This is a genomic window from Bacillus mobilis, assembly GCF_001884045.1.
GTDB lineage: Bacteria > Bacillota > Bacilli > Bacillales > Bacillaceae_G > Bacillus_A > Bacillus_A mobilis.
Genome location: NZ_MACF01000070.1, coordinates 92,723 through 108,288, shown reverse-complemented (window position 1 = coordinate 108,288; position 15,566 = coordinate 92,723). Strand labels below are relative to the sequence as shown.

Annotated in this window: 13 protein-coding genes; 8 read left to right on the top strand and 5 right to left on the bottom strand. The window is 33.6% G+C overall.

Going from position 1 to position 15,566, the window contains the following annotated elements; all coding sequences use genetic code 11:
• Positions 1-27 precede the first annotated feature (27 nt).
• On the top strand, positions 28-900 hold the full coding sequence (locus tag BAQ44_RS11840) for a LysR family transcriptional regulator (RefSeq protein WP_063260200.1): 873 nt from the start codon (positions 28-30) through the stop codon (positions 898-900).
• A gap of 57 nt (positions 901-957) precedes the next feature.
• Here BAQ44_RS11840 and BAQ44_RS11835 read toward each other — a convergent pair whose 3' ends face one another.
• A complete protein-coding gene (locus BAQ44_RS11835) occupies positions 958-1,674 on the bottom strand; it encodes an urease accessory protein UreH domain-containing protein (RefSeq protein ID WP_249024726.1) in 717 nt (238 codons plus the stop codon).
• Positions 1,675-1,689: 15 nt separating this feature from the next.
• Complete coding sequence (locus tag BAQ44_RS11830; protein ID WP_071721764.1) at positions 1,690-2,673, bottom strand: F510_1955 family glycosylhydrolase; 984 nt, start codon at positions 2,671-2,673, stop codon at positions 1,690-1,692.
• Between the two features lie 221 nt (positions 2,674-2,894).
• Between BAQ44_RS11830 and BAQ44_RS11825 the strand changes: the two genes are divergently transcribed.
• Positions 2,895-4,184, top strand: a complete 1,290-nt coding sequence (locus BAQ44_RS11825; RefSeq protein ID WP_071721763.1) for an aminopeptidase P family protein — start codon at positions 2,895-2,897, stop codon at positions 4,182-4,184.
• 110 nt (positions 4,185-4,294) lie between these two features.
• Here BAQ44_RS11825 and BAQ44_RS11820 read toward each other — a convergent pair whose 3' ends face one another.
• Both BAQ44_RS11820 and BAQ44_RS11815 read right to left on the bottom strand, forming a co-directional pair.
• Positions 4,295-4,840 (bottom strand): hypothetical protein, encoded by a 546-nt coding sequence (locus tag BAQ44_RS11820; protein ID WP_071721762.1) that lies wholly within the window; start codon positions 4,838-4,840, stop codon positions 4,295-4,297.
• Between the two features lie 317 nt (positions 4,841-5,157).
• Positions 5,158-5,727 (bottom strand): class I SAM-dependent methyltransferase, encoded by a 570-nt coding sequence (locus BAQ44_RS11815; RefSeq protein ID WP_071721761.1) that lies wholly within the window; start codon positions 5,725-5,727, stop codon positions 5,158-5,160.
• Positions 5,728-6,019: 292 nt separating this feature from the next.
• Between BAQ44_RS11815 and topB the strand changes: the two genes are divergently transcribed.
• Together topB and BAQ44_RS11805 are read left to right on the top strand one after the other, a co-directional pair.
• Positions 6,020-8,164: a DNA topoisomerase III gene (gene topB, locus BAQ44_RS11810; RefSeq protein WP_063260205.1), complete on the top strand. Its 2,145-nt coding sequence runs from the start codon at positions 6,020-6,022 to the stop codon at positions 8,162-8,164.
• Positions 8,165-8,512: 348 nt separating this feature from the next.
• Positions 8,513-9,760: a DUF4153 domain-containing protein gene (locus tag BAQ44_RS11805; protein WP_071721760.1), complete on the top strand. Its 1,248-nt coding sequence runs from the start codon at positions 8,513-8,515 to the stop codon at positions 9,758-9,760.
• Positions 9,761-9,886: 126 nt separating this feature from the next.
• On the opposite strand, the gene BAQ44_RS11800 is transcribed toward BAQ44_RS11805, so the two are convergent.
• The gene (locus BAQ44_RS11800) at positions 9,887-10,852 is read right to left on the bottom strand and encodes an arsenic resistance protein (RefSeq protein WP_071721759.1); all 966 of its coding nucleotides are present in this window, start codon (positions 10,850-10,852) and stop codon (positions 9,887-9,889) included.
• A gap of 293 nt (positions 10,853-11,145) precedes the next feature.
• Here BAQ44_RS11800 and BAQ44_RS11795 point away from each other — a divergent pair, with 293 nt between their 5' ends.
• The 4 genes from BAQ44_RS11795 (at position 11,146) to BAQ44_RS11780 (ending at position 15,199) form a co-directional block, all read left to right on the top strand.
• A complete protein-coding gene (locus BAQ44_RS11795) occupies positions 11,146-11,838 on the top strand; it encodes an FMN-dependent NADH-azoreductase (protein WP_061676831.1) in 693 nt (230 codons plus the stop codon).
• A gap of 234 nt (positions 11,839-12,072) precedes the next feature.
• Positions 12,073-13,431, top strand: coding sequence for a branched-chain amino acid transport system II carrier protein (gene brnQ, locus BAQ44_RS11790; protein WP_061676832.1), 1,359 nt, complete (start codon positions 12,073-12,075; stop codon positions 13,429-13,431).
• 83 nt (positions 13,432-13,514) lie between these two features.
• A complete protein-coding gene (locus tag BAQ44_RS11785) occupies positions 13,515-13,934 on the top strand; it encodes a VOC family protein (protein WP_000750850.1) in 420 nt (139 codons plus the stop codon).
• Positions 13,935-14,185: 251 nt separating this feature from the next.
• A complete protein-coding gene (locus BAQ44_RS11780) occupies positions 14,186-15,199 on the top strand; it encodes a CgeB family protein (protein WP_071721758.1) in 1,014 nt (337 codons plus the stop codon).
• The last annotated feature ends 367 nt before the right edge of the window (positions 15,200-15,566 follow it).

Sequence of the window (15,566 nt, the reverse complement as noted above, 5' to 3'; positions counted from 1 at the left end):
AAATATTTTTTATATAAGGAGAACAAAATGAACGTTTTTGATTTTAAAGTTTTTAAATACGTGGCTCGTTTGAATAGCATTAGTTTAGCTGCTAAGGAATTACATATGACACAGCCGGCTATAACTCATATCATAAACAAATTAGAGAAACGATATGCTATCACTTTATTTGATCGCTCTAGACAAGGAACGGTTTTAACTGAAAATGGAAAAGAATTTTTAGTTTGTGTAGATAGACTTCTAATCGAGTATGAAAATCTTGAAGAAACAGCTTTAAAATTGAAAAATAAAAGCTTATATAAGATTGTATTAGCTACATACCCTTCAGTTACTGTATATTGTTTGGCTGAGTGTATCGAATTAGGTAATTTTGATCAAAGTCAGTATGTGCTTGCAGTTCGAGAGGGAAGCTACCAAGAAGTTTTAGATTGGTTGTCTTCTGGAAGTGCAGATTTTTCTATTTCTATAAAAGAAAATTTAATACAAGGATTTCATTATGATGTCATTGGTGAAGATCCGTATGTTATGGTTTCTTCAAAGTTTGTTCCACCTAATCTTACTATTAAAGAGTTGAAAAATTATCCTTTTATTATGCCGCTTTCTGGTTGTAAAGAAGTACTTGAACCATATTTGACGAAAAATGAAATAGTAGTTAATAAAGTGATGGAATCAGAGACCATTAGTTCAGCATTAGCACTTGCTTTACAGGTTAACGGTATAACAATTGTTCCAGTATCAGGACTACATAAGCAAATTATTAATGATTTCATTGTGCAACCGATAGAAATTAGAATTCCACGGCAACTTATTATGCAGTGGTCACCTAGAAAAGAGAATGATCCGCTGTTTCTGGCGTTTGTTATGAATTTACTAAGCCAACTACAACAAAAGAAAAAATGAATAAATAAAATGATACAAAGGTAAGCTCATTTCACTGTAGCTTACCTTTTGTATGTATTACCAATATAGAGTAGTATCATAGAGCCCAACTAAAATGAGTAGTATTCCAGCTATAAGCTGAATGGTTTTTCCTATTTTTCGGCTCTTTTTAAGTAGTGCCCCATTTAATCCAAGGTAGGAGATGATGAACATTAATATAACGATAGGGAGAGCAGTTCCTATCGAAAAGAATGGTGGAAACAAGTAACCATAATTATATGAGAAAGATAAAGGAATTAGCGTTCCGAAAAATAGAACGAACATAGTCGGACAGAAAGCTAAGGAAAAGAAGAATCCAAGTAAAAATGAGCCAACTTCATATTGTTTTCGTATAAATTTGATCGAGAAGAAATTTCTGCTCTTTATAATACCGGCTAACATTAGCCCCATCAAAATCAATAAAGGACCAATTATTTTTCGTAACCACGGGAAGTACAAAGTTAATATTTGCTGAGTCTCTTTTCCTAAAAACCATACGAATAGTCCAAGCGTTGTAAAAGCTATTATTTTTCCTAAAATGAATAACAATATATGTTTCCATGTATGTCCTTTTTGTAAAGAGTGATTGCCATAAAGTGTAATAGCACTAATGTTTCCTGTTAATTGGCAAGGAGCAAGAGTACCTACTACGCCTAATAAAAACGCAAATAAAAGAGGTACTGATTTCGTAGCATTCGCGACATCCATTAAAGGAGACATGAGTTGATAGCTCCATTCACTAATTGTTGAAAACACGTTATATTCACCTTTCTAATTAAATTGGAATGCTCCCTCTTTTGTAATCTGCTTCCACGTTTTACCCTCATCTGTAGAAAGGAACACATTAGCTTTCATTGTAGCAAATGCTATTTCAGCTGAATTTTGAGGGTTTTGCGATATGTACATAATTGCATCTTTAGGATCTAAAGCTGGAATTTGTATGTTTGTCTCTTCATTTGTAGCAATTGATTTCTTCGTTACGATTTGCTTATTGATAGGGGCGTAAATAACTTCTTCATTACTTAATGTAACTGCTGTCGATTCAAGTGATGTAGAGAATAGTTCAAATGTATTTCCGTAATCAGTAGATAAATAAACACCGTCTTTCGTACTTACCGCTACTACACTAGCTTGATCTGGATGTACGGAAAAGGCATGAATCGTACTTGAAAGACCTTTTAACTTACTATTTTTCCAATCTTGTCCGTTGTTCGTACTGAAATAAAAACCTTGTTGTAATTTAGAATTTGGACGCTCATTGTATAAATAAATAGCTTCCGTATTGTATCCGACAGCAAGGTTATGAAAATCAGATTCTCCATAGAATGCTAGCTTTTCAAGGGTGTTACCGCCATCAGAACTTTTCATTAACCCTAAAGGATTTTTAAAATTTGCGCCTGGTGCAGGATGACCGCTGGCAAAGAATCCGTTCTTCGTTGCTTGAAATCCCATATAATCATGTAGCTCAGTCTTAGTTTCAAGCCATTTTCCATTTTGGTAAACTTTTATCCCGCTATGAGTGGCGATAGAAACCCCAGGCATATTTCCTGCATAGCCAATTCCATGAATGTGCTCGATTTTGCCAGAGGTAGTTTCCTTATAGAAGTTTTGCGGACTCGTATTTACTGTTTCTGTATGTTTTGGCTGAGATTGCACCGTGTCTTTCTTCGCCGGTGCTGTTTCGGTGTTGCTAGAACATCCTGAAATTATGAATAAAGAAGTAATTGCTAATCCTGTTGCTACATAATATTTCAAAGTTGTAGCTCCTTTCCTATATATGAGATTTTAAGTATATGGAATAAATGTCAAGAAATTGTGGAGTAGTATGCGTAATTTTGATTGGAAGGGGCCTTAGTAATGAAAATTTTCCTTTCTTCATGAGTACTATTAATTGACGAAAAATTATAACAATAATAGAATGAATTGTATTGGATAATTAGATTTAAAAGTATACATAGAACGCTAGGGGGATTATTATGAAATCAACATTTTTTGCTCAAAATAGAGAACGATTAGTAAACACATTACCAGATGAATCTATTACTATTTTATTCGCTGGACAAGCACCTCATATGTCAGCGGATGCACATTATAAATTTGTGCCGAATCGAAATTTTTACTATGTAACAGGAATTGATGAACCGAATGTTATTTTCATGTTGAAGAAGTTTGGAAATAGTGTAGAAGAAACACTTTTCATTGAAAAGTCAGATCCAGTAATGGAAAAATGGGTCGGTAAAACAGTTTCTAACGAAGAAGCAGAGAAAATTTCAGGTATAAAGAAAGTTGTATATTTAGATAGCTTTGAAAAGACAATGTCAAATATACTTTTTACAGAAAATGTGAAGCATCTATATTTAGATTTAGAGCGTCGTGAGTGGAATGGTACGGAGACAAAAACGCTAGCATTTTCTAAACATGTAAGAGAACAGTATCCACACGTTTTAATTGGTAATGTATATCCGAATATTTGTGAATTACGAGTGTTTAAAACAGAAGAAGAAGTTGAAATTATTAAAGAAGCGATTGCTGTAACGAAAGAGGGCATTTACAACGTACTTAAGCATGCAAAAGCTGACATGATGGAGTATGAGTTAGAAGCTCAGTTTGATTTCACACTGAAATCATCTGGCATTAAGCATCATGCGTTCAATACAATTTTGGCAAGTGGAAAAAATGCTACAGTTCTTCATTATGAAGATAATGATGCACAAATTCAAAATGGTGATTTAGTACTGCTAGATTTAGGCGCTCAAAAAGACTACTATAATGCTGATATTAGTTATACTTTCCCGGCAAATGGAACATTCTCTAGTCGCCAAAAACAAATGTATAATATTGTATTAAAAGCATTGAAAGAAACAACGAAACTCATTAAGCCAGGAGTAAAGTTTGCTGCATTAAATGAGCATACAAAAAAGGTACTGGCAGAAGAGTGTAAAGCAATTGGTTTAATTCAAGAAGACGAAGAGTTATCGAAATACTATTATCACGGTGTCAGCCATTTCCTTGGTTTAGATACACATGATGTAGGAACATATAAAGAGAGAGTGTTAGAAGAAGGTATGGTTATAACAATTGAACCTGGTCTTTATATTGAAGAAGAAGCAATTGGCATTCGTATTGAAGATGATATTCTTGTAACGAAAGACGGACATGAAAACTTGTCAAAAGATATCATTAGAGAAGTTGAAGAGATTGAAGCGTTTATGAGAGAAAATAATGTGAATGTAAAAGTAAAAGAAGATGAAGCAGTTACGAAATAATGATCGGGAAAGACGCTCAAGTTTGAGCGTCTTTTTATTTTGTTCATTTTAAACCGCGATATTTTTTCGGAAAGCATCTGCTAATTATAAAGTTGATTATATTCCAAGTGTTAATGTATATGTTGATCATGCCCGGGTGAAGGTGGGAGAGTATGATCTGGGAATGTTACGAATACGGCAACGATAATTACTACGCTAATTGAAAGTAATAACAAAAAACGCCGTTGGATAAAAGTAGAAAAGTTCTCTGATAACAATTGAATCACACAGGACATAGTCATCGTTATAGTAAGTAAGAGACTAATGAACAGTATACTATGAGCCTGTTGAGCGTTTAACATTTCTGTAATCATTGCGCCCATCATACTTGCCATTAAGCCAGAGAACATTCCTTCTAAAGCAGTGAATAGGTGAAAACGTAGACCGACTAAAAAACCGATACAACTACTAATCAAAATCGCAAGCAAAGTAGAATATAGTAATTCACCTTTAAAAAGAATACCTAAATAAAAACCGATACTTAAACCCGTACTCATACTAAAAGACATAATAAATACCATATACTCCATTAGGGTACCCTTACGTTTAGAAATGTATGATGTAATAAGAATCGAGATACAACAAAGTGTTAAGGCGGCTAATGTGTAAGCGAACATTATGATACCTCCCTGTCCTATCATTCATTTCATCATATGTTCATATGGAGAGTACTTATGCTTATTTATATCTGCATATTATCTGCACAATTTATTAGAGGTGAGTTCGATATAATGTTCAAATAGTGATGTGTTCTTTTAGTAGGTGAGTATCTGTAAAAAAGTATTACGATCATATTAGTTACAGAGGGAAAAAGTATTATTACTTTGAGAGAAATATATATAGTAAAAATGAATGGAAAGGATGGTCCACTTTTGAACATCTTTTTTGTGAATAAATAGGAGTTAGGATAGTAAGCAAGATAATGAAACAGAGCTTAATAATTTGTTTTTCGAATGATAACAAGGTGGTCGTAAGTTAAAACAATGTTGTATTCAGAGTTATTGCAAAGTTCATTTACAGCTTTGATAACTCCTGGAAACTGCTCGGTATAATCGTGAAATAGAATGAGCCCACCATTTACAACACGTGATACATAATGAGTGATGTCGTGTTTCACACTAGAATATTCATGATCACCATCAATAAATAATGCGGCGATAGATTTAGGACAATCATTGTAAGCTTGTGTACTAAACTTTCTTATTGGAATAACGAAATCTTGTAGTCCGTGGTAATTTATGTTGAACTGAAATGAAGGGTAATAACAATCAAGGAATGGATCAATAGCGTAGATTGGACGTTTTTTATTACTCAATAGAGAACTTCCCAGAGCTAAGGCAATTGTACTTTTTCCTTTATAGGAACCGATTTCAACTATATCTCCGTCTAAGTGATCTAGCGTTGAAGATAAGTGTAATTGAGCAAATTGCTCATGCGGCGATAACCAGCCTTCGGTATGCTCTATAATTGCTAATAAGTCGTGTATACTTACTAGACTTTTCATATTATCATCATCCTTTTCAAGTTTATAATAGCTTATGTCAGTAGAAAAAAAGTGATATGGTTGTAGAGTTTAACTTTTGTACAATTGAATTCACATTTATATTGTTTTAATTATAGGAGAAATAATATGTGAGTATCTCTATTGTGAACACATAAAGAATAAGCGTATAATATTATAGTTATCCCATTACCCGGGGTAACCCGCGAATGATAAATAAGATTGTTGTTTTATCATCGCCTCTAAACAGATAGACAATGAAAGTAACACTGGAATACGAATAGGGAGTTATAAAATGAAATTAATTATTGCCGAGAAACCAGATCAAGGTTTGGCTCTTGTTTCACAGTTTAAATATCGCCGGAAAGATGGATATTTAGAAGTAGAAGCGAATGAGTTATTTCCAAATGGAGCGTACTGTACATGGGCAATTGGTCATTTGACGCAGTTATGTAATCCAGAGCATTATCACGCAGAGTGGAAAAAATGGTCACTTAATACGTTACCAATGATTCCAGAGCGTTTTCAATTTGAAGTAACAAAGTCAAAGTATAAGCAATTTAACGTTGTGAAACAGCTGTTACATAATCCACAGGTAACAGAAATTATTCACGCGGGCGATGCCGGGCGTGAAGGGGAATTGATTGTACGAAATATTATTAACCTTTGCAACGTGCAAAAGCCGATGAAGCGTCTTTGGATTTCATCTTTAACGAAACAAGCTATATACCAGGGATTTAAAAATTTACTAGATGAAGCAGATACAATTAATACGTACTATGAGGCGTATACAAGGTCGTGTGCGGACTGGGTTGTTGGTATGAATGCTTCACGTGTCTTTAGTATTTTGCTAAAGAAAAAAGGAATGAACGATGTATTTTCCGCTGGTCGTGTACAAACACCAACGTTAGCGTTGATTGTAAAGCGTGAGAAAGAAATAGAAAACTTTAAGTCTGAGCCATTTTGGGAAGTGTTCGCAACCTTTAATATAGAAGGAAAGAAGTATGAGGGGAAATGGGAGAAGGATAGTGAATCCCGCTTACAAGACCCTGATATGGCAAATAAAATTGCGGCATTTTGCCAAGGGAAACCGGCTGTAGTAAAAGAAATGAAAACGGAGCGTAAAGAGTTTCAGCCGCCTTTTTTATTTAATTTATCAGCACTGCAAGCGACAGCTAATAAAGCTTTTAAATTTTCACCGAAAAAGACGCTTGATATAACACAAGCACTATATCAAAAAGGGATAGTTTCTTATCCGCGTTCGGATTCTAACTATGTTACACAAGGAGAAGCAGCGACGTTCCCTGATATTTTACAGAAGTTAAGTCAGTTTGATGAATATAAAGGGTTATTGCCAGCACCAATTGAATCGATTATGAATAATAAGCGTTATGTGAATGAAAAAAAAGTTACAGATCACTACGCTATTATTCCGACAGAGCAAGTTACAAATCCAAGCAAACTATCAGGTGATGAAAAGAAAATTTACGATATGATCGTAAGAAGACTGATTGCGGCGCATTATGAAGTAGCAATCTTTGACTACACAACGATTACAACGCTTGTAGATGAACGGGCTGAATTCATTTCAAAAGGAAAACAGCAAATTCAAGAAGGTTGGCGTAAAGTTATTTTCCAAGATGATAAAGATGACGAAACAATTCTTCCAATTGTCGCAGAAGGTGAACAAGGGAAAGTTGTAAAGGTGAAAGTGAAAGAAGGAAAAACACAGCCACCGAAGCGTTATACAGAAGGACAACTTATTACGTTAATGAAAACGGCAGGTAAGTATTTAGAGAACGAAGAGCTTGAGAAAGTGTTAAAGAAAACAGAGGGTTTAGGTACGGAGGCAACTCGCGCTGGAATTATTACGATGCTGAAAGACCGTAAATATATAGATGTGAAGAAGAACCAAGTGTATGCAACCGATAAAGGGAAAGTATTAATTACCGCAATCGGAGACAAAATACTAGCTTCACCAGAAATGACAGCGAAATGGGAGCAGCGTCTTGCGGAAATCGGCGAAGGCACAGCATCACCAGCTACATTTATGGAGCAAACGAAAAAGCTATCAGCTAAAATTATTGAAGATGCAGTGGAAATGTCGGAGAAATGGGATTTCACTGGATTACATGTTGAGTCGATTGAGCGAAAAGGATCGAAATTTACAACAGGTAAAAAGGTAGGTAGCTGCAAAAAGTGTGATGGCGATGTGATTGATAAGTCAACGTTTTACGGTTGTTCTAACTACAACACGACACAATGTGATTTTACTATCTCAAAGAAGATATTAAGTAAAACAATTTCGCAAAAGAATATGACAAAGCTCCTAAAAGGTGAAAAGACCGATTTAATTAAAGGTTTTACAAAGGGCGAGAAAACATTTGATGCGAAGCTAGAGTGGAAAGATAATAAGATTAATTTTGTGTTTGAGAATTAAGTGGTTTTAACAAATAAAAGGTTAAGTTTGAAAAAGCATGACAATTTTATGTCATGCTTTTTTATTTTGTATGCTAACGATAAAAAATATTTGAAAAGATAGTATTTAAATAGGGCGTTTATATTATCTTTACCATTTATTTTATATAAGAGGAAAAAATAATTAAGAGAAACTGAGAGTAGTTTATACAGATTTTTGTGGAAATATGCAATAAAAATATCATCTTAAATAATAAATATTTATTGTAAATCAATAAACTTTATATTAAAATCAAAAACATAATAAATAAGTGTGGTGCTTTTTTGAAAAGGTAACAACTTTATTTTTTTAATTAGAGGAGGTATAAATATGGACAGTAACAATTTGATTATTGAAAATATGGATAACCCTCATGAGTTGGAGAGAATGTATAGAAAAGACCCAAAAGCTTTTAAAAAGTCATTCTCACAAGCATGGGATGAAAAACCTGATTCTCAGGTGCTAGCAGCTTGGTATGAAAGATTGAATTTCAAGGAGACGGCAAATAAAGAAAAAATATCACTGTTTCAAAAAGGTTTCTTATTCATGGGCATGTTAGCTATTCTAGCTGGGCTAAGCACTAGAATTATTTTCCACTTTGTTGAGCAGGAAGCAATTGCTCCAATTAACTTGGCTTTTGGTGTAATGCCCTTTATCGCTGCTTATTTTATTTACAATAATACTCCGAAAAAAAGTATTATTTATTTCCTTGGAGCGTTGTTCCTAATTGCCGGGTTGTATCTTAATATGTTGCCCTTAAATTATAAAGACAGCAGTATCCTTGCTTATTTACATCTTCCTATATTGTTATGGGTCTTATTGGGACTTGCATTTACGGGAAATGAATATTCAAAAGGCAGTACAAGATTAGCGTATATTAAATTTAATTTAGAATATGCTCTTCTCTACGCGAGCATGGCAGTGAGCGGAATGATATTAGCAGTTTTCACCATGAAGTTATTTAGCTTCGTTGACTTGGATATAGGAGAATTCTATTTTAGTAATGTTGTATTATTTGGAGCTGCCGCTCTCGCTGTAGTGGCTGCATACTTAGTATCATTGAATCTTAAATTTGCTAAAAATATTACACCATATATAGCTAAAATTTTTAGTCCTCTCGTCCTGATCACATTGTTTATTTATCTTATAACGGTAATTTTGGTCGCGAAAAATCCATTCTTGGATCGTAATTTCCTCATGGCCTTCAACGTAATACTACTTGGTGTATTGGCTGTTACTATATTTTCTATCGTTGAGAGTGAGTCAGACGAGAAAAAGAGCATTTCAGATTATATAAACGTTGCCTTAATTGCTTTGGCACTTATTATTGATACTGTAGCTTTGTCAGCTATCGTATTTAGACTTTCTTCTTACGGGATTACACCTAATAGACTTGCTGTTTTAGGTGTAAACATACTGATCTGGGCAAATCTTATTTGGATTATGTTCTCCTATATGCGTTTTCTACAAAACAAATCAGGATCGACAGCTATCCAAGACGCCGTTACGAAGTATTTGCCAATCTACGGACTTTGGGCAGCTTTCGTAATATTTACTTTTCCTATAATTTTTAATTAGAAAGACTTGGTTAATGAAACGACAAGTTAATTTTCTATAGCGCAAAAAATTCTTAGAGCTGATAATTATCGTTACTTCTATGATTTCTCGACAATAAAAAAACGTCCTAAAGTAGGACGTTTTTTGTTATGTATATCGCTGTTTTTTCTTAATAAACAACAACACTTGTGAAACACAAGCAAGTACTGGCAGTTCAATCAACGGACCAATAACGAGTGCAAGCGCGATAAGAGGTTCGTCTGGAAAAGCCGTCACGGCAATAGCGAGTGCAACAGGTGAGTTTCTTGCTAATGTTGTTAAGTTTAGACTTACTGTATCTTTATAAGATAAACGCATTATGCGTCCGATAAATTGTCCTAGTACAAAATTAATAATGAAGAACAATAGAACCGGAATGAGTAATAGTAAAACGACATTCATATTTTGTAGTAAATATTTTCCTTGTGATGCAAACATTGCTACGATTGCTAAACTTAAAAATACAATTTGAGCAGAGCTGAAAAACGGGATGAGTTTATTCTCGAGTGTTTCAGCTTTTTTCACTTTATTCATAATGAATTTTGTAGCGTGTGCAAGTATAAATGGTAAGACGATTACGATAACAATACTTTCTACTAAAACAGAAACAGCTACAGTCTTCATGACACCAGCAAATAAAAATAAATAAATGGGAAGGAGTAGTACTTGCAATATTAAATTTACAGGCAAAATTGCAGTAGAAAGTGCTACATTTCCTTTCGCTATTTCAGTAAAGATTAAGTACCAATCTGTACATGGAGTAACCATTAACATAATAAATCCAACCCAAAGTGCCGGATGATCTGAAAGAAATAGTGCTCCTAATCCCCAAGCGAGTAAAGGTGTCCATAAAAAATTAATGGTAAGGCTCGTTCCAGCGAATTTTAAATTACGAAATCCATTTTTTATTTCTTTCAATGGAATGCTGAGGAATAATCCATACAGCATGAAAAATAAGAAGGGGACAATAAATTGCTCTGCATACATATGTATCAAATTAAATTGTCCGAGTACGATGCCGCATGTAACAGCAAAAAGAATAATAAAAGTTTGAATCTTTTCTATAGTGCTCATGAGTAAATCCTTTCTAAATATGAATTGCCCTCTCTACATTCATTATACAAACAAAAAAGTACAATGGGTGTTTAAATTGTATTTGGGTTTTATTTTTAATTCGAGATATTATTTTTTATTTAAAGTTACTTGACTAAAGTAAGTGATTTGTATTACAATCACTTACATAAGGTAATTAAATAACAAAAAGTTTTGGGTATCTTTACTTAAGGTATCAATTGGAACTTTTTATTAGAATAAGAATTTTTATGATGATGAATAATGAATATGATAAGAAAGTTTAGGTGAAGAAAATGGGATTATTTAGCTCGTTATTTGGTAAAAAAGAAGAAAATACAAAAGTAGAGGGGAATAAAACAATGTCAAAAGTATTATTTGTAAAAGCAAACGATCGTCCAGCGGAGCAAGCAGTTAGTTCAAGAATGTATGAAACATTTGTAAGTGCTTATAAAGAAGCGAACCCAAATACAGAAATTACGGAGTTAGATTTATTTGCATTAGATCTTCCGTACTACGGAAATATCGCTATTTCAGGTGGATATAAACGTAGTCAAGGAATGGAATTAACAGCAGAAGAAGAGAAGGCTGTAGCAACGGTAGATCAATATTTAAATCAGTTTTTAGAAGCTGATAAAGTTGTATTTGCGTTCCCGCTATGGAACTTCACAGTGCCAGCACCATTAATTACGTATATTTCATATTTATCTCAAGCTGGAAAAACATTTAAATATACTGCAAATGGTCCAGAAGGTTTAGCTGGTGGTAAGAAAGTCGTTGTATTAGGTGCGCGAGGTTCAGATTATTCTTCAGAACAAATGGCTCCTATGGAAATGGCAGTTAATTATGTAACAACTGTACTTGGATTCTGGGGAATTACAAACCCAGAGACGGTTGTAATTGAAGGACACAATCAATATCCAGATCGTTCACAACAAATTGTTGAAGAAGGTTTAGAGAACGTTAAAAAAGTAGCGGCGAAATTTTAATTGATAATAAATGTAAAAAACCAACATGGATGACCATGTTGTTTTTTTAGTCTATTTCTATTTTAAAAAATGTATATTTATAAAATAAAAGAAAAGTTTGAAAATAGTATTGCAAAATATTATATTTCAAACTATAATGAGGTCAAGAATAGTTGATACTTAAGTTAAATATTCAGAAAATTCAATTAGTTAAAAATGGAAATGAGATAAAAGGATTGGAATGGAGGTTATATTATGACGAACAAAGTACCGTTTTCGTTCATAGTAGTTATTGGTTTAATGTTATTCGCACTATTTTTTGGAGCAGGAAATTTAATATTCCCGGCAATGCTTGGTCAATCGGCAGGAGAGAATGTATGGATTGCTAACGCTGGATTTTTAGTAACTGGTGTTGGTTTACCGTTACTAGGAGTATTAGCATTTGGTATTTCAGGTAAAGAGGATTTACAATCGTTAGCAAGTCGCGTGCATCCAGTATTCGGAATTGTATTTACGACAGTTTTATATTTAGCAATTGGTCCGTTATTCGCTATTCCGAGAACAGGCAGCGTTTCTTATGAAATTGGTATTAAGCCGTTCGTGACAGAAGGTTTCAGTTCTACAGCACTTATTCTTTTTACAATTGTATTCTTTAGCATTACTTGTTTTTTTTCGCTAAATCCCGCGAAAATTGTCGATATTGTAGGGAAAATCTTAACGCCAATTAAATTAACGTTCATTGGAATTTTAGTAGCATTTGCTTTTATTCATCCAATGGGAGAAATGCAAGCACCTGCAGAGGCGTATACATCACATGCGTTCTTTAAAGGGTTCCAAGAAGGTTACTTAACAATGGATACGTTAGCATCATTCGTATTTGGTATCATCATCATAAATGCGATTAAAGAAAAGGGCGCAAAAACGAAAAAAGATATTATGATTGTTTGTGCAAAAGCAACACTTATTGCTGCATCTATTTTAGCAATAATCTATTCAGCACTTTCATTTATGGGAGCTTCAAGTGTTGCAAAACTTGGCCACTTAGATAACGGTGGTGCAGTATTAGCAAAAGTTTCAAACTATTATTTCGGGTCATACGGCGGAATTATATTAGGGATTATGGTTATAGCAGCATGTTTAACTACTAGTGTTGGACTAGTCTCAGCTTGTTCTTCATTTTTCCATAAGTTATTCCCAAGCGTTTCATATAAAAAGATTGCAATTGTATTATCAGTGTTCAGTGCAGTTGTTGCGAATGTAGGTTTAACACAATTAATCGCAATTTCTGTTCCAGTATTAATCGCAATTTATCCATTAGCAATCGTATTAATTTTCTTAACACTCCTTCATCCATTGTTTAAAGGACGAGCAGAAGTGTATCAAGGTAGCTTATTAATAACATTTATTGTAAGTATGTTTGATGGATTAAATGCAGCTGGTATGAAATTGGCAGTAGTGAACGATATTCTAACTAAGTTACTTCCAATGCATGAAGTTGGACTAGGTTGGATTTTACCAGCACTTATTGGTGGACTAATCGGATACGGCATTAGTATTGTGAAAGTAAAAAATGAAGTTCAACCAACAGCTAGTGCGAATAAGAAAATAGGGTAAATAAAAAAGTTATAGAACTTGTTTCTATAACTTTTTTTGTTACTATTAATAATGAAAGAAAATAAAGTAGTAGGGGAAATAAAATGAAAAAAACAATTGATCATATTGGCATCGCAGTTCGAGATATAGATAGCACGATACGTTTTTATGAAAATGTGTTATTAGGAACTTTAATAGATCGTTACGTAAGTGAAGCTCCTGGTGTGGAAAGCGAAGTAGCCATTCTTGAAGTGGATGGAGATAGAATTGAATTACTTGCACCGACGAATAATACGACTTCACCAATTGCTCGATTTATAAAGCAAAAAGGTAAAGGCGTTCATCACGTTGCATATCGTGTCGATGATTTAGATGTAGCTTTAGAAGAGTTAAAAGAACAAGGTATTCGAACGTTAGAGCATACACTTCGAATTAATAAACACGGCAGAAGATTAATATATCTTAACCCAGCGGATACAGAGGGAACAATCATTGAGTATTGTGATTATCCGGAAGAGAAATAAAGTTCAACCTTAAGCAAAGGAGTTACATTATAATGTAACTCCTTTTTATTTTTGTATTTGTGTGAGGTGACAAAAAAGTTATACATTTTATAAGAAAGTCATACCTTATATAAAGATGTAGAATGAGCTGATTATGCTCCTCTTCCGCGGCAATAGGTTACAGGGGAGACTAATTTGTAGCCAACTATATATTTTTAGGTAATACAATATAATATAAATAGTTAATTACATGTATTGGAGCGTGGCTATTTGTGACGATTTCATATAGTGCTGAAAATTTTAACGTATTATTTGTTAAATCTGGTGCTTCTGTATATTTTCCAGTGTTAGAGGAATCAATATTTAATAGTTTGAAAAAAGCAATTGGTAATGTAACGATGGTAACATACAAAAATTTGGTGAAAACAGCTTTAAAGATACAGCCCTCACTCATTATTGTATTCCATGGTTTTGAAGAAGGAATAAGTAAGGGAATTCAAGAGTTAAAACAATATAATTTTACGACTGCACTCTGGCTTACAGATGATCCTTACTTTACAGATGTGACAAAAAATTTAGTGCTTGATTATGATTATGTTTTTACACAAGATACAGGATGTATTGATTTTTATAAAGATTTAGGCTGTGATAATGTTTATTACTTGCCTTTAGCGGCAGAACCTCCTGCATATACGCCGATACGTACGGAAGAGGATTATTTATTTGATATTAGTTTCATAGGGACTGCTTTTGATAATCGGCTAGCGTTTATTGATTCAATTGCAGAGTATTTAGTGACTAAAAACACCTTAATTATAGGATGTAACTGGGATAGACTAAAAAACTATGAATTATTGAAGGATAAGATTATACTTTTACCATTTTTGGTTTATAAAAATAGTATGGAATATTATACAAAAAGTAAAATTAACATGAATATACATCGATCGATAGAGGATGTAACATTTAATATAAATAGAGTAAAAATAAATGCTTGTTCCATTAATAATCGTACATTTGAAATAGCTAGTACAGGTGCTTTTCAAATGACGGATATTCGTTCAGATTTGGAAAAGTGCTATATTCCAGGGGTGCAAATTGAGACATTTACTTCATCGGTTGATTTTATAGAGAAAGCAGAAAGGTATTTGGAAAATCCAGCACAAAGAAATAAAATTGCGATGGAAGGATTTAGAAGAACACTAATTGAACATACATATGATAAAAGGGTAAAAGATTTATTGGAAATAATTAGCGTTAATCCTATAAAAGAAAGTGGAATTTAAAAATAGGGTTAGGATATGCAGAAACATAAAATGTTTAAAGAACAAGGTATTCGAGCATACACTTCCCATTAATAAGCATGATAGAAGGTTATTTTATCTTAACACAGCAGATACAAAATAAATGAGCATGGATTATGGTGATTATCTGGAAGAGAAGTAAAAGAATTGTATTAAGAAAAGGTGTTGCGTAATAACGTAATGCCTTTTTTGTTTCTTCGGCTATTTGCGAGCGATAAGACTACCACCTCAAAAGTCTGCGAATATGAGAGAGTTAGGTGGGAGCTTCCTGTCCGTAAAGGTCTGACTGGCGTGGGCTAATAATTAGGGGGGAACAAAAACACCGACTGATAAAAGTTTTACTTTATGT

Bases quoted from the DNA above. Each gene is read 5' to 3' on its own strand.
- BAQ44_RS11840 (WP_063260200.1), top strand. From the start codon at position 28: ATGAACGTTTTTGATTTTAAAGTTTTTAAATACGTGGCTCGTTTGAAT.
- BAQ44_RS11825 (WP_071721763.1), top strand. From the start codon at position 2,895: ATGAAATCAACATTTTTTGCTCAAAATAGAGAACGATTAGTAAACACA.
- BAQ44_RS11820 (WP_071721762.1), bottom strand. From the start codon at position 4,840: ATGTTCGCTTACACATTAGCCGCCTTAACACTTTGTTGTATCTCGATT.
- BAQ44_RS11815 (WP_071721761.1), bottom strand. From the start codon at position 5,727: ATGAAAAGTCTAGTAAGTATACACGACTTATTAGCAATTATAGAGCAT.
- topB (WP_063260205.1), top strand. From the start codon at position 6,020: ATGAAATTAATTATTGCCGAGAAACCAGATCAAGGTTTGGCTCTTGTT.
- BAQ44_RS11805 (WP_071721760.1), top strand. From the start codon at position 8,513: ATGGACAGTAACAATTTGATTATTGAAAATATGGATAACCCTCATGAG.
- BAQ44_RS11800 (WP_071721759.1), bottom strand. From the start codon at position 10,852: ATGAGCACTATAGAAAAGATTCAAACTTTTATTATTCTTTTTGCTGTT.
- BAQ44_RS11795 (WP_061676831.1), top strand. From the start codon at position 11,146: ATGGGATTATTTAGCTCGTTATTTGGTAAAAAAGAAGAAAATACAAAA.
- brnQ (WP_061676832.1), top strand. From the start codon at position 12,073: ATGACGAACAAAGTACCGTTTTCGTTCATAGTAGTTATTGGTTTAATG.
- BAQ44_RS11785 (WP_000750850.1), top strand. From the start codon at position 13,515: ATGAAAAAAACAATTGATCATATTGGCATCGCAGTTCGAGATATAGAT.